Here is a 17,486-nt window from a genome sequence, read left to right on the forward strand (position 1 = left end):
TCCATTCCTTTCCGGTCAGCGGGTGACACCCTCGATAACGCCGGAGGCCTCCTGTTTGTGCCCTGCGCGGGGCACATCTTTCGGGGAACCGGCCGCAAAATTAAGACTTCTACTCCGGTCCGTTCCGCCGGCACCGCTGAAACCCCTGCTGCTGGCCGCAATGGCGCCCGAAAGTGCCGGAATATCGCGGCGCGCCCTTGCTCCTAACCCAAAAGGGTGCCGGTGGGTGGCAGAGTTTCGATTGATAGTAATGCCAGGGTGGAGGATTTGTATGCAGGATCTACGGCTTGTAGGCGTACACGACGACGGGGAGCATCTCCTGTTGAGCGGTGCCGGCGGCGAGATGTTCCAGCTGCCGATCGATGAAGCACTGCGGACGGCCAGCCGGTCTTCGGCGAGGACCGCTTCCGCGGCTGCGCCCATTGCCATGTCACCGCGGGACATCCAGTCACGGATCCGCAGCGGCGCCACCGCAGCGGAGGTGGCTGAGCTTTCCGGGCTTCCCCTTGCAAAAGTCGAGCGGTATGAAGGCCCTGTCCTTGCCGAACGGGAGTATATAGCGCAACAGGCGCGGAAGGTGGAAGTGGCTTCGCCCTCCCCCGGCCATGACACCTACCGCTCCGTTTTTGGCGACAACCCGGCGTCCCTCAACGACATGGTCAACCACCGGCTCTCAGCCCACGGGATTGAACCTTCCACCGTGGAATGGGATTCATGGCGGCGCCAGGACGGCAACTGGACCGTGGTGGCCCGTTTTGAAACCAAAAAGGCAGGCGCCTCAGGCATCGGCGAGGAGCCACCTGCGCAGTGGACCTTCAGTCCGGCCCGCAAGTCACTGCAGAACACCAACCGCTGGGCCCAGCAGCTCAGTGAGCTGGAGCCGCTGGACGGTCCCGTCCCGGCCCGCCGCCTCACGGCCGTCTCTGACCGGCCGTTTGACTTTGAAACCGACGCAGAAGCGGCCGCCCGCAATTCGACCGGTCCGCAGGCTGTCCCGCAGGCCAGGGAATCCGACGGTCTGCTGGATATGCTCCGTTCACGCCGCGGACAGCGCCTGGGCGTCGACGAGGACGCGGACGACGCCTTGGCTTTGCTGCTGACCCACGGCGTGCCCGCAGCCCATCCACGTCCTTCTGAGGTTGTCCCTGAACCGGAATCCAAGGAACAGCAGTACCGCGAGCCGGAAATCCGCGAGGCAGCTCCCGCCGAGTCCACCGCACCGGACGACGCCGCACCCGCCGCCGCAGCTGATCCACTCACCCGCAAGCGTGATGCGCGGCCGTCAATGCTGTCCCGGCTGAGCCTTATCCCGCCGCACCGGGACTCTGACGATGACGTCCTGAAACTGCACGACGGCGTCAGCACCGATACGAGGGAAATCACCATCGTGGCGTCCCAGCTTCGTCCCGCAGGACAGGGTGCCCCAGGCGAGTCAGGGCCGGGACGCCCCTCGCCGAACGTGGGCCTGGACGAACTGCTGGGCGGCGGAAGCCCGCGCCGGGCAGCTTACACGGCCAGCAGCGATGACGCAGGATCCGGCCAGCATCACGACCATGACGCGGACCAGCCCGAACGGCAGCCCGCGAAACCGAAGCGGTCAACGGTTCCCAGCTGGGATGAGATCGTTTTCGGGACCAAGCGGGACTGACGCCTCAGCGGCGCCGTGGCCTGCCCTCGGCCGTAAAGCACAGCAACGGTACTTCACGTTCCGCTTTGGTCAGCGAGCCGTGCTGGCCTACCACCTCCATGGCGGCGGGGCGCCCGCGGCGTGTGTCGTAGAGGGCCAGGGCGTCCCGCGCGCCAATCATGATGTCGCCAATCCGGGGCCCGACGGCGGGACGCAGCGTCCCGAACAGTCCGGCGGCGATGGCATCCTCCCGGGTAAAGGCCCAGATCCTGTCGCCGAAACGGGCACGCCACGCGCCCAGCAAGCGCTCCCGGCCCGAGGCGTCTGCCGGGTCCTCAAGGTATAGGTGGACCATCCGGGGTTCCCCCGCCGTATGCCGCACACCGTCAACAAGCGACGCGTCCGCGGCGAAGTCGATCCGCTGCTGTTCCGGGACGTCCAGCATCCCGTGGTCCGCGGTGAGGAGTACGGTGGTCCCGGCCGGGAGCGACGCGTGGAGCCGTTTGACCGTTGCGTCGAGCTCTTCGAGCTGGTGTTCCCACTGTTCAGACTGGCACCCGTGCCGGTGGCCTGCCTTATCCAGTTCGTTGACGTAGAAGTACATGAGGGACGGCCCGCCGGTGTCCATGGCTTCGGCAGCGGCTGCTGTGCGGGCGTGGGCTGTCACGGCTGAGACGAAATTCCCGCCGCGGAGGGCCGCCTGGGTCATGGGCGAGTTGCCGAACTGCGGCAGGCTGACGGTGGTCACATTAACTGATTCGGCGGCCCGTTCGAAGACGGTAGGGAACGGCTGCCACTCAGCGGGGTCCACCTTGGCATCCCAGTTGCCGAGCATGTTGACTACTTTGTCCTGGTCCGGGTCCAGGACGTCATAGCCCACCATTCCGTGCTGGCCGGGCGGGAGGCCGGTGCCGAAGCTGGCCAGGGCAGCGGCCGTGGTTGAGGGGAACGTGGAGTCCAGCCAGACGGGGACTTCCCCCTGACCGGACTGCATAACGGAGCGCAGGAAGGGCGTGTGGGCAGACTTCTGTTTCAGCAGGTTCCGGCCCAGGCCGTCGGCCAGGACCACGCAGACGCGCGACGCCGGCGGAAGGCCGAGGGAGTTCGTGAAACCCTCCACCCCCAGGCTGGCCGCCGCGCTGGTGAGGACATCCGCGATGGACCGCCGGCCAAAGGCAGGCGCGGACGGCATACTCAGCTGCGGGGTGGCCACTTGGGAAATGTGTGCGGAAGAGTCTGAGGAGACTGTTGCTTTGCTTTGGTCCGGCATCTCAGCGCTGCTGGTGACCGCGGCTGAGCCTGTTTCCGAACACACCTGTCCGGGGCCGGGGCTGGAGCGTCTGGCCGGTGTGCGGCACGGGGGCCGTGGAGCCGGTGTTCACGGCCCGCAGGGCGCGGGCGAAGAGTTTGGCGTCCTGGACGGCCTGGGGGCCGTCGGCTTCAGCGCTGATCCGCAGGACGATATCCTCCTGGGCAATGGTGCCGCTGTAGCCGTGGTCTGCTTCGCATTGCGGGTCTCCGCAGCTCGCGGGCCCCATGTCCAGCCGCTGGCCGCCGGACCAGGCAATCGCGAGGGTGACTTCCCGGACCGGATCCGAGGGCTTATAGTCCTGCGGCTGGGAGTACATGTAGCTCAGGACCACTGAGCGGATCTGCGCGACCGGCACGGATTCGGTGGAGATCTGGGCCACGATCTGTTCGCCGGCTTCATCGAGCTGCTGGTCGTCCACGTGGGTGATCACCAGCATGTCGGCGGTCAGGACCAGCACGGTGATGTGGCGGCGGACTTCGGCCCGGTCAAAGTGGGTTTCCAGGTGGACCAGGTGGGCCACGCATTCGCGGCCGTCCAGGGCATCGTCAACGACGTCGGACACCAGCCGCGGGTAGAAACCAGCCTTCTGGAGCGCACCGTCCAGGCTCTGGCCCTGGGGCGTGTGGCTGTGTGAGCTGTGGGGGCGGGTTGCCTGGTTGTCACTGCCGGAAGTGGAAGGCGTCGACGGGGAAGGCTGTGAGCTCATTCCCCCATTTTCACAGATCGGCCGGGGACATGCTAACCGCGGTCAGCCCAGCATGGCCCGGCGGGCACTGTCGGTGCGCTGGGCTGGGTTGCCGATCCGGATATCTGCGGCCAGGATGGACACGCCCTGGGTTCCGCAGAGGACCGGGTTGAATTCCACCAGGGCTATTTCCGGATGGTTGTCCTTCATCCAGGCCAGCCGCCCGGCGACTTCCTCCAAAGCGTCAAGATCCACGGCGGGAAGTCCCTGGTAGCCGAAGAGTTTGCGGGCTGCCCGGGGCCCACGGATGAAGTCCTTCACGTCGGCCGCGGACAGCGGAGGAACCCGGTGCGCCCAGTCATCGAGCAGGTTGACCGCGTCCCCCGCCAGCCCGAAGGAGACCACCGGCCCCAGCAGCGGATCCTCAATGGCCCGGAACGTGCATGCCTGCCCCACGGGGGCCATGGACTGCACCTCCAGGGCCGACGAACCGTAGGGTGCCAGCGAGCGCCGCATCTGCGCGATGTTGCGGCGGAGGGAATCCGGATCCTCGATGTCGAGGCGGACTCCGCCCAGGTCCAGGCGGTGGCGAAGTGCCGGGTCTGTGGTTTTCAGCGCGACGGGCCAGCCCAGCCTGCCGGCGGCAGCAACGGCCTCGTCTTCTGAGTCGAACCCGGCGGACGGCAGCACGGCAATGCCGTAGTGCGCCAGCAGCTCTGCCGCGGACGCCGGTTCCAGGGTCTTGAGCTGCTCCCCGTGGACACCTGGCAGAAGCTGATCCAGCAGGATCCGTGCGCTTTCCGGGTCACAGCCATCGGGTTGGACAAAATGACCGGGGTCCCGCGCCACCCATTCCGCGTAGCGCACCACGGCGGCGAGCGCCGCCACAGCCGCTCCGGCGTTGGAGAAGCACGGCACTGTCCGTCCCTCACCTCCCACCATGCCCTCCACATAGATGGAGGGGTCAAGGATGCCGGTAAAGGCAGCGACTACGGGTTTCCCGGCGGCTGCCGAGCATTCGGCCAGGACCTCGGCAATATGGTCAACGGTCAGGCCGCGCGCCGGGAGCAGTGCGGCCACTACGGCGTGGACGGCATCGGACGCGAGGGTGTCCTCGAGGCTGCGGCGGAGGGCCGGCAGTGCCAGGGACATGCCGGCGTCGAGATCCAGGTCGGTGATGATGCCGTCCACGGTCAGGCCGTGCGCCTCTGCGCTGTCGGCCACCACTTTGCCCAGCGCGAGGGAATTGCTGAAGATGGCCAGCCCTGGCCCCGCCGGGAGCGGCTGGCCGGACACTATCTGGGTGATGTCCATCAGCTGTTCGATGCTCTCGACCCGGATGACGCCGGCCTGGCGCATCATGGCGTCCAGCGCACCGGCAGGTGCCTGGGTGGTCCGGACGGCATGGCCAGGCGGCAGCCGCAGGCCCATGGTTTCAGACTTGGCCACCACCACGGGCTTGGTGCGGGCGAGCCGCCGGGCGATCCGGGAGAATTTACGGGGGTTCCCGATCGACTCCAGATAGAGGCCCACCGAGGTGGTGTCGGCGTCGTCCTCCCAGAACTGCATCATGTCGTTGCCGGAGACGTCCGCGCGGTTGCCCGCCGACAGGAACGTGGAAAGACCCAGCCTGCGGCGGTGTGACGCCGCGTAGAGGGACACGCCGATCGCCGCCGACTGGCTGAACAGGCCCAGGCCCCCGCGCCGCGGCAGGGTTGGCGCCATGGAGGCGTTCAGACTCACGTCGGGATGGGTGTTCACGATCCCCAGGGATGCCGGCCCGATCACCCTCATCCCGTTGGCCCTGGCCTTGCGGACGAGGTTGCGCTGGCGGGCGAGGCCGCGTTCGCCGTCGTCCGCGAAGCCCGCGGAGGCAATCACCAGCCCCTTGACCCCTGCTGCCGCGCACTGGTCAACCACCGTGGCCACTTCCTCATAGGGAACGGCTACAACGGCGAGCCCCACAGGCTCCGGAACCTCGGAAATCCTGCCGAAGGACATCATTCCGGCGAGCTCCAGCGCCTCCGGGTTGATGGCGTAGACCTGCCCCGAGAAACCGCCTTCGATGATGTGTTCCAGCAGCTGGTACCCCACGGTCCCCCATTTGCGGCTCGCCCCGATGACTGCAATGGACGACGGCGCCAGCAGGTCCCGGACGCTTCTCGCCTCGGCGCGGTGCTCGCGTGATTCCATCACCGCCCGTGACTTTTCGGTGGGGTCGATGTTGAACTCCAGGCTGACCACGCCGTCGTCGAAATGGCGTTTGACGTCGTAGCCGGCATCCGCGAACACCATCAGCATTTTGCGGTTTTCCGGCAGCACTTCGGCGCTGAAGCGGCGGATCCCGTTTTCGTGCGCCGCGGCGGCAAGGTGTTCGAGCAGGATCGAGCCGATGCCCCGGCCCTGGTGGGCGTCGGCGATGTTGAACGCAACTTCGGCTTCGAGTGGATCATCAAGCCTGTCGTAGCGGCCGATCCCCAGGATTTCGCCACCAAACGTGATCACCAGGGCAACCCGGTCCTTGTAGTCCACTTCGGTGAAGCGCTTGAGCTCCTTGCTGGAAAGCCGGGCTTTGAACGCGAAGAACCGCATGTAGATTGAGTTCTGCGACTGCCCGGCATGGAAAGCCTGGACGGCGTCCGCATCGCTGGGGTGGATGGGCCTCAGATGGGCGGTTCCACCATCACGCAGCACGACATCGGCTTCCCAATGTTCCGGATATTCGCCGTCCCCGGGCTGATCCACCATAGGCTTAGCCTAACCACAAACTGACGGCGCAGGCCGTGTGCCCGGAGATCATCCTCCACACCTGCACCCAGACCACAGCACCACCAGTCACGCAGAAGGATCCACCAGCCCCATGGCCCGCCGCCAAAGCCCAGCCCCTGCCGGGGACGCTCCCCAGGATTTCGTCGAGAACATCGTGGACATCGATGTCACCTCCGAGATGGAAGGCTCCTTCCTGGAGTATGCCTATTCGGTGATCTACTCCAGGGCATTGCCTGACGCCCGGGACGGGCTCAAGCCGGTCCAGCGCCGGATCCTGTACATGATGAGCGAGATGGGCCTGCGTCCGGACCGCGGCCACGTCAAGAGCGCCCGTGTGGTGGGCGAGGTCATGGGCAAGCTCCACCCCCACGGCGATACCGCCATCTATGACGCCATGGTCCGGATGGCCCAGGACTTCTCACTGCGCCTGCCGCTCATTGACGGCCACGGCAACTTCGGCTCCCTCGACGACGGCCCTGCAGCACCCCGGTACACGGAGGCCAGGCTCGCTGCGGCGGCCCTGACGCTGACCGACCACCTCGACGAAGATGTGGTGGACTTTGTCCCCAACTACGACAACCAGCTGACCCAGCCGGACGTCCTCCCGGCCGCGTTCCCCAACCTGCTGGTCAACGGCGCCACCGGCATCGCCGTCGGGATGGCCACCAACATGGCCCCGCACAACCTGGTGGAGGTCATCTCCGCCGCGCGGCACCTGATCGCCCACCCGGACGCGACCCTCGATGACCTCATGCGCTTTGTGCCCGGACCGGACCTGCCAACGGGCGGCCGGATCGTTGGCCTGGACGGCATCCGGGACGCCTACGCCACCGGACGCGGTTCCTTCAAGACCCGGGCGAAGGTGGAGATCGAGCAGCTCTCGGCCCGGCGCACCGGCCTGGTGGTCACCGAACTGCCGTACATGGTGGGCCCGGAAAAGGTGATCGAGAAGATCAAGGATGCGGTCAACAGCAAGAAGCTGACCGGCATCAGTGACATCGTTGACCTGACGGACCGGCAGCATGGCCTGCGCCTGGTCATCGAACTGAAGAACGGGTTCAACCCGAACGCGGTGCTCCAGCAGCTCTACCGTTACTCGCCGATGGAGGATTCCTTCGGCATCAACAACGTGACCCTGGTGGACGGCCAGCCGCAGACCCTCGGACTGGTGAAGCTGCTCTCCGTGTACGTGGAGCACCGGATTGATGTGGTGCGCCGGCGGACGGCCTTCCGGCTGGGCAAGAAGAAGGACCGCCTGCACCTGGTGGAGGGCCTGCTGATCGCCATCGTGGACATCGATGAGGTCATCCAGATCATCCGTTCCTCGGATGAGGTGGCGGCCGCCAGGGTCCGCTTGATGTCCATCTACGATCTTTCCGAAATCCAGGCCAACTACATCCTGGAACTGCGGCTGCGGCAGCTGACCAAGTACTCCCGGATCGAGCTTGAAAAGGAGCAGGAGGAGCTGCGCCGCGAGATCGCGGAGCTGGAAGCCATCCTCGGCTCCGAGGAGCGGTTGCGCGGACTTGTGTCCTCCGAACTCGGCGAAATCGCCGAAAAATACGGCACGCCGCGGCGGGCCGTCCTGCTCGAATCCGAGGCCGTCTCCCCCACAGTGGCCGCGGCCCTGGCGGCTGCCCCCAACGGCAAGGGCAAGGCCGCGCCGCTCGCCCTGGAGATCTCGGACGATCCCTGCTGGGCCATCCTGACGGCGTCGGGCCAGATCGCACGCACGTCCAACCAGGAGCCCCTCGCCGAGTCCGGGCCGCGGGCCAAGCACGACGTTTTCCGTTCAGTGGTCACGACCTCGGCCCGCGGGGAAATAGCCGCGGTCACCTCCCAGGGCCGGATGCTGCGGCTTCAGGTCATGGACATGCCGGTGCTCCCGCCGATGTCCGGACTGCCCAACCTCGCCGGCGGTGTCCCGGCCAAGGACTTCGTCACGCTGCTGAAGAATGAAACTCTGGCGGCGTTTGCCCCGCTGGATGAAATCCTGGCCATCGGCACCGCCCAGGGTGTGGTCAAGCGGGTCCAGCCCGATTACCCCCTGAACCGCGAAGACTGGGAAGTCATTGCGCTCAAGGACAAGGACCAGGTGGTGGGTGTAGCGCCGGCCGGGTCTGAGGAGACCGATCTGGTGTTCCTGACCCGTGAGGCGCAACTGCTGCGTTTCAGCGCCGCCAACGTCCGGGCCCAGGGCAGGACGGCCGGCGGCATGGTGGGTATCAAGCTGGGCGCCGGAGACCAGGTGTTGTTCTTCGGCGCGGTCACCGCAGCCGACGACGCAGCCGTGGTGGTCACCATTGCCGGCACCAACGGCGCCCTTCCGGGCACAGCGCCGGGTGCGGCCAAGGTGACGTCCTTCGCCGAATACCCTGCCAAGGGCCGTGCGACTGCAGGCGTCCGCGCCCACAGGTTCCTCAAGGGCGAAGACATGCTGCTGCTGGCGTGGGCCGGGCACGGGCCAGCGAAGGCGTCATCGCTGGGCGGCGTGGCCAGGTCGCTGCCGCAGGAGCACGGCCGGCGGGACGGTTCGGGGATTCCGCTGTCCCAGGCAGTGGATGCGGTGGGTCCGGCCATGGCGTGGAGCGATCCGTCCTAGACTGCTGCCATGCCTATCATTCCTGATGAAAAGGACTGGACCTGGGTCCTTTCCCGGCCTTGCCCCGAGTGCTCCTTCGACGCTTCCACCGCCACACCAGCTACGGTGCCGGGCAGCGTGGAGAACATGCTGCCGCGCTGGCGGGCAGTCCTCCGCCGGCCCGAGGTTGCCGAACGCCCGGATGACAGGACGTGGTCGGCCCTGGAATATGCCTGCCACGTCCGCGACGTCTTTACACTGTTCGACCAGCGGCTGAACCTCATGCTCGACGCCGACGCCGCCCAATTTGAGAACTGGGACCAGGACCGCACCGCCGTCGAAAAGGATTACGCCAACGCCGATCCTGCCGTGGTCAGCGCCGAGCTGACGGCCGAGGGCACGCAGATCGCCGAGTCCTTCGCCGGCGTCCGGGAAGCAGAGTGGGGCCGGCGGGGCGTCCGCAGCAACGGCTCCGAATTCACGGTCCTGACGCTGGCCCAGTACTTCCTGCACGACGCCGTCCATCACCTCCACGATGTGGACGGCTGAGGAGCAGACGGCTGAGCCGGACAGGCTGGGCAGAGGACGCCGCACCGGGCACGCCGGGCAGCGCACGCCTTGCTCTAAGGCCGCCGTACTCAACCCACCAGCGAAGCAGCCGCGCCCGTCCGGGAAACTGCCGAGAGCTCCAGCCGGGCGTCATCCGGCCGGATGTCCGCCGGATTGTGGGTGACCATGACCACTGTGCGGTCTTTCAGGCCGGCACGGAGGTCCGCCAGCATGTCCCGTCCCGCCTGCGCGTCCAGATGAGCCGTGGGCTCATCCAGCAGGATGACCTCGGCCCCGGTCAGCAGGGTCCGCGCCACGGCCAGCCTCTGCCTTTCGCCGCCGCTGAGGAAGGAACCGCCCGGCCCTATCCGGGTATCCAGCCCGGCCGGCAGCCGCGACACCAGGGCGCTGAGGCCGACGGCGGCCAGTGCCGCTTCCAGCCCGGCGTTACAGGCTGCAGGCGCACCCGCGGCGGGGACACCCAGCATCAGGTTGCCCCGCAGCGTCGAATCGAACAGGTGAGCCTCCTGCGGGCACCATGCCGCCTTCCCGGTCACCGCTGCCCGGCCGGTGGCGGCCGGCAGGAATCCCAGCAGGACCGCGAGCAACGTGGATTTTCCCGCACCGGACGGTCCGGTGACCGCCAGCCACGTGCCCGGTCCGGCGGTTGCTGTGACGCCGGAGAACACCGGTTCCCCGCCGGGCCACGCCGCCCCGATGTTTTCCAGTTCAACGCCCGCGGCTGCGCCGGAACGGGCGGGGACAACGTGCAGGCCGTCGGCGTCCCCGGTGTCCCCGGCGTCCGTGGCGCCGCCATCCAGCACGCCGGACGCCCCGACCCGGCGCATTACGCTGCGTAGCGCCGGGTACTGGCGCACCGCCGTCGTCATCGCAGCATACGGTTCCACCAGCGCCAACTGGAGCAGGACAACAACCGCGGCAGTGGCGGGGGCCATGGTGCCCGCGAGGACGTCAGGTGCGGTCAGCACGGCAGCAGCCAAGGCCGCGCATCCGCAGGCAGCGACCGTAATCGCCTGGCCGAGGCCTTCGGCCCAGGCGGAGCGCTGCGATGCCCGGGTGGCCAAGCGGTCCTCGGAGCGCAGCGCGTCCAGGACGGTTGCCGCGACGCCGTTCGCGTGCAGCTCCGCCCGGGCATCCAACGCAGCGGACGTGCGCCGCAGGACGCCTGCCCGCAGGCTTTGCTCCGCTGTGGCAGATCGGCGGTCGCCCCACAGGGCGGCGGCCGGTGCCAGGAACAGGCTGAGCGCTGCTGCGACGGCAACGGCCGGCAGCGCGGCCGGCGCCACCAGGGCGGTCGCCAGCAGCGCCGAACCGGCCACGGCCAGCGCCGTGACGGGCGGCAGGACAACGCGCGGCAGCAGGTCCCGGACGGTGTCGACGTCGTCAATCACCGTGCCCAGGACGTTGCCGCCCTGCAGGAGCCGCCGGAGTGAGAGTGCCCTGCGGCTCAGTGATTCCCAGAGCCGTCCGCGCAGCCGGGTGAGGGCGCCGAAGACGGCATCGTGCAGCAGGAGCCGTTCCCAGTAGCGCAGGACGGCGCGCCCGATCCCGAAGAACCGCACCCCGACGATGGCGGTGAGCAGGTACAGGATGGGCGGCTGCTCGCTGGCCCGGATGATGAGCCAGCCGGACAGACCGGACAGGGCCACAGCGAAAAAGGCGGCAAACGTGCCCACCACGGCGGCGCCGGCGAACCGGCCGGCCACCGGTGACAGCAGTCCGGCCAGGAGGCGGGCGGTCCCGTTTGGCCGGGGATCTCCGGCCGCGGGCTTTTGCATCCTCGCCGGACGAAGCCCGGCAGGTTCCAGGGCCTGCTCCTGCTCCTGCTCCACGGTGGCCACGGGTCCGCCATCGCGCCCGGCTCCGGACGTCGCGGTAACCCCGGACCCTGCCAACAACACGGATCTTTCGGAGGGCGCGGTGAGGCCGAGGGCGGATACGGGCACCACGTGGTCAGCCAGCTCGCGGGTCTGCTGGTCGTGGGCCACCAGGATGACGGTGACCTGGCCCCGGAGCGCACGGATCGAGTCCTGAACGAGCGCCGCCGATACCGCGTCAAGGTGTGCCGTGGGCTCGTCAAGAAGCAGAACGGTGGCACCGGTCCTGATTCGGGCGAGGCCGCGCGCCAGGGCAACGCGCCGCAGCTCGCCCGGGCTCAGTTCGGCCGGATGGTGGCCGGCGAGGTGCCCGGCGGCCGCGGCGGCCAGGCAATCCTTAGCCGTCTCCGCTGCTGCCGGCGTGTCAGGGCGCATTCCGCCGCTGAGGTACAGCAGGACCTCGTCGAGCACGGAGTCCGCCACCATGACCGGATGCTGCGGAACCCAGGCGATTGTGCCGCGCGCCAGGCCGGAGAGGCGGCCGGACACCGTGGTTCCGGCGCCGTCCCCTACGGTCCCGGCCAGCACGCCAAGGACAGTGCTCTTGCCGGCGCCGCTGGGGCCGTCCAGGGCGGTGATCAGCCCGTGCGGGGCAGTAAAGGTTAAGGGCCCGACGGCGGGAGCGGACCGTCCGGAGTACGTGACGGTAAGGTCGGTAACCGTCACTCCCCCGGGCCCGGGCACGGAACCCCGGGTGCCGCCGTCGTACGCGGAATCTCCGTTTTCCTGTGCGGGCAGCGGCCGCGGCTCGGGTGCTTCGGTGACTTTCCTGGTCTCGGCCAATGCCGCCCGGCCGTCATCGCTGGCGTGGTGGGCGGTCCCCAGCTCGCGGAGCGGCAGGTAGCAGTCCGGGGCGAGGATCAGCGCCAGGAGGCCGGCCTCGAGCGGCATCTCGCCGTGCACCAGGCGGACGCCGATGAAAACGGCAACCACTGCGACGGAAATCGTGGCGATGAGTTCGAGCGCCAGCGCGGACAGGAACGCCGTGCGCAGTGTCCCCATGGTCCTGGCGCGGTATTCCTCCGAGATCTCCTCAAGGGCCTTTCGCTGCGCCGTGGCACGGCCCAGTCCCACCAGGACGGGCAGGCCCTTGGCCAGCTCGAGCATGTGGGCCGACAGCCGGGTCAGGGTTTCCTGGGCCTCGCGGACATGGTCCTCGGTGTAGCGGCCGATCAGCACCATAAACAGCGGGACCAAGGGAACGGTCAGGACAATCACCACCGCGCTGACCCAGTCGGTGAACAGGATGCGCGCCCCGAGCAGCAACGGGATCGCGGCACAGTTCACCAGCGCGGGGAGAAACTGCGTGTAGTAGCTGTCCAGCGCATCCAGCCCGCGCGTAGCCAGCACGGCCAGTCCGCCGTCGGCCGGGCCGGTGCTGCGCGCACCGTTCCGCAGGGCCCGGGCCAGCAGCTCGGAGCGGAGTTCCTCTTTGATGCCCAGTGCGGCGCGGCGCGCGGCGATGCCCTGGGCCCACACCGTGGCGGACCTCAGGACAACGCCCGCCAGGCCCCAGGGCAACTGCTCGGGCCATGACCCGTTCCCGGTGGCCAGCCCGGCCAGCATGGCAGCCACGGCCTGCCCCATCAGAACCAGTGACAGCGCCTTCAGCGCTGCCAGCAGGCCAAGCCAGTAGATGGCGGAACGGGTGGGCGGTCCGGCCGGAAAATCCGGGCGCACGGCCGGTCAGCCCTTCGTGGTGAACGCCCTGACGGCAATGGCCGGCAGGAAGCTGTGGGCCGCGGGGATCTGGGACGCGCTGACACGCCGCCGGAACACCCAGTAGGTCCACGCCTGGTAAGTGATCACGAGGGGCAGGCCAACGGCTGCCACCACGCTCATCAGCCCGAGCGTGTAATCGGAAGACGACGCGTTGGCAACGGTGAGGTCAAACGCAGGGTCCAAGGTGGAGGGCAGCACCACGGGGAAAACGGCGCCGAAAATGGACGCGCTGCCGAGGAGGAGGAAGACCCCCATCGCCATAAACGCCTTGCCTTCGGACCCCCGCCGGGCCAGGAACCACGCCGCTGCCGCGGCCACCACGGCCACGATCACCGCTGCCCAGGTCCACGGCTTGCCCTCCAGGAACTGGAGGATCAGTGCCCAGCCGGCCATGGGCAGCAGCAGGACCGGAAGCAGCCGGACGAACCAGCGGCGCGCACGGTGGCGGATATCGCCGTCGGTCTTCAATGCGAGGAACGCCAGCGCGTGCAGCAGGGAGAAGCCCACCACCGCCAGCCCGCCCAGCACGGCGTAACCGCTGAACCACGCAAACGCACCGCCTTCGCGGTCACCGTTCGCGTTCAGCGGCAGGCCGGTGGTGGTCAGTGCCAGGGCGGCCCCGACGCCGAAGGCGGCAAAGAAGGAGCCCAGGGCGATGGCCCAGTCCCAGCGCGCGCGCCATGTGTCGGTGTCACCCTTGCCGCGGTATTCAAACGCCACGGCACGGAAGATGAGGGCAACCAGCACCACCAGGAGCGGGAGGTAGAGGGCGGAAAACAGCGAGGCGTACCACAGCGGGAACGCCGCAAACGTTGCGGCCCCGGCCGTAATCAGCCAGACCTCGTTGCCGTCCCAGACCGGGCCGACGGTGTTCAGCAGCACGCGGCGCTCGGTGTTGTTCCGCGCGAACAGCTTCATCAGCATTCCCACGCCGAGGTCAAAGCCTTCAAGGAAGAGGTAGCCGGTCCAAAGCACCGCGATGACGATGAACCAGATGGTGGGCAGCAGTTCCATGCTCGAGTATCCTCTGCTCTTCTTAGTAGGCGAATGCCAGGACGTCGCCGGCGGGCTTGCCGGTGCCAGGGCCCTTGGCGGCGTCCCCGTTTTCGTCGGCCGGGGTATGGGCAAGTTCCGGCATCGCGGACACCACACCGCCCCGGATGAACTTGACCAGGAGCTTGACCTCAACCACAAGCAGCGCCGCGTAGACGGCGGTCAGGACGATCAGTGACGTCAGCAGTTCACCGGCCGACACTCCGGGTGAGACGGCCGCCGCGGTGAACATAAACACCTGGTCGATGCCGTTCAGGTCCGGGTTGGGGGCCACCACAAACGGCTGCCGGCCCATCTCGGTGAAGATCCATCCGGCGGCGTTGGCGCCGAACGGGGCCAGGATGCCGAACACCGCGAGGCGCATCAGCCAGCGCGATGCAGGCACGGTGCCCTTCCGGGTCACCCAGAGCGCGATGAGCGCCGCCAGCGCCGCAATACCGCCGAAGCCGATCATCATCCGGAAGCCCCAGTACGTGACTTCCATGACCGGGACGTACTCAATCTCCTGGCCTGCCCTCTCGCCGTAGATCGGGTTGTTGGGCAGGTGGGTTCCGTAGTCGGCCTTGTACTGGTCCAGGAGGCTGTTGACGCCCCTGACCTCGGTGGTGAAGTCGCCCTTGGCGAGGAAGGACAGGATGCCGGGCACTTCGATCACGGCCTTGATGTCATCGCAGTTCTTGGACCCCAGGTTCCCGATGCTCAGCACGGAGAAGCCCGTACCGTCGTGGCAGGCGGCCTCGGCCGCAGCCATCTTCATGGGTTGTTGCTCAAACATCAGTTTGCCCTGCAGGTCGCCGGTCAGGGCGGTGCCGGCGAAAGAGATCATGGCGACGACGGCGCCAATCCGCAGGGAGCGGATCCACACTTTGTAGTCGGTCAGGTCTCGGCCGGGAATGGCTGCTTCGCCGGGGACCACCCTGCCATCAGCGCCGATGGTATCGATGCCGTCCCGGCGACGCCGCCAGAGGTGGTACCAGGCGATGCCCAGGAGGAAGCCACCGGCCACGGCCAGGGCTCCCATCAGCGTGTGCGGAACTGCGACGAGTGCGGTGTTGTTGGTGAACACGGCCCAGGCGTCCGTCATGACCGGCCGGCCGTCAATAATTTCCGCGCCCACCGGATGCTGCATCCAGCTGTTGGCCACAATGATGAAGTAGGCGGAGAACACCGATCCCACCACGGCTACCCAGAGGCAAGCCAGGTGGATGCCCGGCTTCAGCTGCTTCCAGCCGAAGATCCACAGGCCAAGGAACGTGGACTCAACAAAGAAGGCCAGCAGCGACTCCAACGCCAGCGGCGCCCCGAACACGTCGCCGACAAACCGGCTGTACTCGCTCCAGGCCATACCGAACTGGAACTCCTGCACAATGCCGGTGGCCACGCCCATGATGAAGTTGATCAGGAAAAGCTTGCCCCAGAACTTGGTCATGCGGAGGTATTCGACCTTGCCGGTGCGGTGCCAGAGCGTCTGCATCACGGCCACCACCAGGCCCAGCCCGATGGTGAGAGGCACCATCATGAAGTGGTAAACGGTGGTGATGCCGAATTGCCAGCGTGCGATTTCCAGAGCTTCCACAGCAGTCCCTCGGGTTGGCGGAGCAACTTTTCTACGGTTCGTAGAACTTTGACTTCTACAGAGTGTAGAACAATGCGGCGGGCACAGTAAACCAACAGTTCCATGCGGAAGTGGCTCCCACAAGGTCGCGGCGCGCCCAGTGTTCTACCGTACGTAGAAACTCAGGCGAAAAACAGGTAAATTTGTTTTGTATCTGTAGCGCATATCGCAGTCACCGGGCCGTGAACGGTTCGGTGCGGGGAATCGAAGGATGTATGTCAATGGCAAGTCTTGGCGAACTGGAACGGGCAGTGATGGATCTGCTCTGGGCGGGCCACGAGGCAGCCACGGCGAACACGCTGCGCGACAGGCTGGCAACCACCACCGAAGCCAAAGGGGACGCTGCCGGGCATGAGGGCAAGGAACTTGCCGTCACAACCGTCCTGACCGTCCTCTCGCGGCTCGAGAAGAAGGGCCTGGTGGAGCGGGAACGCGGCACCCGGCCGCACCGCTACCAGGCCGTTTCCAGCAGGGAAGACCACACGGCGGAACTGATGCATGAGGTTCTGGGCTCAGCGCCAGACCGGGCAGCCGTGCTGGCACGGTTCATCGGCTCCGTGACGGACAGTGAAGCGGAAACACTGCGCAAACTGCTTGGCCACATCTAGCGGACCATGTTCTGGACCTCGTACCTGCTGGCGGTCCTGGCGATAGTCTTGGCGTGGCCAGTGCCTATCCTGCTTTCCCGTGCCGCGTGGCCTGCCCGGTCACCGTTCACGGCCATGCTGCTGTGGCAGGCAATAGCACTCGCGGGCGGGCTGTCCATGATCGGCGCCATGCTGGTCTACGGGCTCGAACCGATCGGCGACAACCTCATATCCGGGCTCCGCGGGCTCGCAGGCATGGTCCTTTTCAACGCGCCCACCACGGCACTGGGCTTCTGGCATCTCTTCGCACTGTCCGCCGCGGCCCTGCTCACCGCCCATCTGGTCTTCACCCTTTTGCTGACGTACTACAAGATTGAACGGCAGCGGCGTCGGCACCGGGAGCTCCTGGCTCTGCTGGCCGCCCCGTCCGTGGATGCAGCCCGCACGGTGGTCATCAGCCACGATTCACCTGTTGCCTATTGCCTGCCTGGCGGGGCCCGCTCGGTGACGGTGCTCTCGGACGGCCTGATGGCTGCCCTGGAGCCGGCGGAATTACGGGCCGTCCTGAGCCATGAGAATGCCCACCTCAACCAGCGCCACCATCTCCTGCTGTGGGCGTTTGCAGCCTGGCGCCAGGCACTCCCCTGGCTTCCCACCACGCGCCTCGCGCAGGAGGCAGTGAACTCGCTCATCGAAATGCTGGCGGACGACGTTGCGCTGAAGACGGAAAGCAAAGCCACGCTCATCAAGGCGATCGCCATTGTGGCCAGTGGCCCTACCAGCGGTATGGCGGCGGGTATGGGGGCAGGGATGGCCGGAAGCACGGCGGCCGCTGCGATGCCGTCCGCGCACCCCAGCCTTCCCCTGGACGGGCTTGAGGCGCCCACCGGCGCCGTCACAGGTTCTGCCAGGACCACCATTTCCCGGGTCAGCCGGCTGCTTTCCCCTCAGCCGCAGCTGTCTGCCGCCGCCCGCGGGATGGTTCTTGCGGGCTGCGCCCTGCTCCTGGCCGTGCCCACTGCCCTGCTGATCGTGCCGGGCCTTCTGGGCTGAATCCCAGGCGTGGGCTGAACCGCCGTCGCGGACTG

11 protein-coding genes are annotated in these 17,486 nt (G+C 67.4%); 5 read left to right on the forward strand and 6 right to left on the reverse strand.

Translation table 11 applies throughout. From position 1 onward, the window contains the following. The first annotated feature begins 271 nt into the window (after window positions 1–271). Complete coding sequence (gene sepH / locus AC50YA_RS03550; RefSeq protein WP_494980982.1) at window positions 272–1,648, forward strand: septation protein SepH; 1,377 nt, start codon at window positions 272–274, stop codon at window positions 1,646–1,648. Between the two features lie 4 nt (window positions 1,649–1,652). Here sepH and AC50YA_RS03555 read toward each other — a convergent pair whose 3' ends face one another. The 3 genes from AC50YA_RS03555 to AC50YA_RS03565 form a co-directional block, all read right to left on the reverse strand. After that, entirely contained in the window at window positions 1,653–2,819 is a 1,167-nt protein-coding gene (locus AC50YA_RS03555) for an alkaline phosphatase family protein (RefSeq protein WP_494981092.1), read from the reverse strand. A 79-nt stretch (window positions 2,820–2,898) separates the two neighbouring features. Continuing rightward, window positions 2,899–3,645 (reverse strand): DUF5998 family protein, encoded by a 747-nt coding sequence (locus AC50YA_RS03560; RefSeq protein ID WP_494980983.1) that lies wholly within the window; start codon window positions 3,643–3,645, stop codon window positions 2,899–2,901. A 42-nt stretch (window positions 3,646–3,687) separates the two neighbouring features. Further along, window positions 3,688–6,372: a bifunctional acetate--CoA ligase family protein/GNAT family N-acetyltransferase gene (locus tag AC50YA_RS03565; protein WP_494980984.1), complete on the reverse strand. Its 2,685-nt coding sequence runs from the start codon at window positions 6,370–6,372 to the stop codon at window positions 3,688–3,690. Window positions 6,373–6,484: 112 nt separating this feature from the next. Here AC50YA_RS03565 and AC50YA_RS03570 point away from each other — a divergent pair, with 112 nt between their 5' ends. Next, the gene (locus AC50YA_RS03570; RefSeq protein ID WP_494980985.1) at window positions 6,485–8,995 is read left to right on the forward strand and encodes a DNA gyrase/topoisomerase IV subunit A; all 2,511 of its coding nucleotides are present in this window, start codon (window positions 6,485–6,487) and stop codon (window positions 8,993–8,995) included. Window positions 8,996–9,004: 9 nt separating this feature from the next. After that, window positions 9,005–9,523: a DinB family protein gene (locus AC50YA_RS03575; RefSeq protein WP_494980986.1), complete on the forward strand. Its 519-nt coding sequence runs from the start codon at window positions 9,005–9,007 to the stop codon at window positions 9,521–9,523. Window positions 9,524–9,612: 89 nt separating this feature from the next. Here the strand turns inward: AC50YA_RS03575 and cydD are convergent, their stop codons facing one another. The 3 genes from cydD to AC50YA_RS03590 are packed head-to-tail and all read right to left on the reverse strand — an operon-like array spanning window position 9,613 to window position 15,772. Continuing rightward, a complete protein-coding gene (cydD, locus tag AC50YA_RS03580) occupies window positions 9,613–13,101 on the reverse strand; it encodes a thiol reductant ABC exporter subunit CydD (RefSeq protein ID WP_494980987.1) in 3,489 nt (1,162 codons plus the stop codon). 6 nt (window positions 13,102–13,107) lie between these two features. Then, complete coding sequence (gene cydB, locus AC50YA_RS03585; protein WP_494980988.1) at window positions 13,108–14,157, reverse strand: cytochrome d ubiquinol oxidase subunit II; 1,050 nt, start codon at window positions 14,155–14,157, stop codon at window positions 13,108–13,110. A 22-nt stretch (window positions 14,158–14,179) separates the two neighbouring features. Beyond that, complete coding sequence (locus AC50YA_RS03590) at window positions 14,180–15,772, reverse strand: cytochrome ubiquinol oxidase subunit I (protein ID WP_494980989.1); 1,593 nt, start codon at window positions 15,770–15,772, stop codon at window positions 14,180–14,182. A gap of 260 nt (window positions 15,773–16,032) precedes the next feature. Between AC50YA_RS03590 and AC50YA_RS03595 the strand changes: the two genes are divergently transcribed. Further along, window positions 16,033–16,419, forward strand: coding sequence for a BlaI/MecI/CopY family transcriptional regulator (locus AC50YA_RS03595; RefSeq protein WP_494980990.1), 387 nt, complete (start codon window positions 16,033–16,035; stop codon window positions 16,417–16,419). A gap of 6 nt (window positions 16,420–16,425) precedes the next feature. Further along, window positions 16,426–17,451: a M56 family metallopeptidase gene (locus AC50YA_RS03600; RefSeq protein WP_494980991.1), complete on the forward strand. Its 1,026-nt coding sequence runs from the start codon at window positions 16,426–16,428 to the stop codon at window positions 17,449–17,451. The last annotated feature ends 35 nt before the right edge of the window (window positions 17,452–17,486 follow it).

The sequence above is a fragment of the Pseudarthrobacter sp. RHLT3-21 genome (assembly GCF_059383495.1).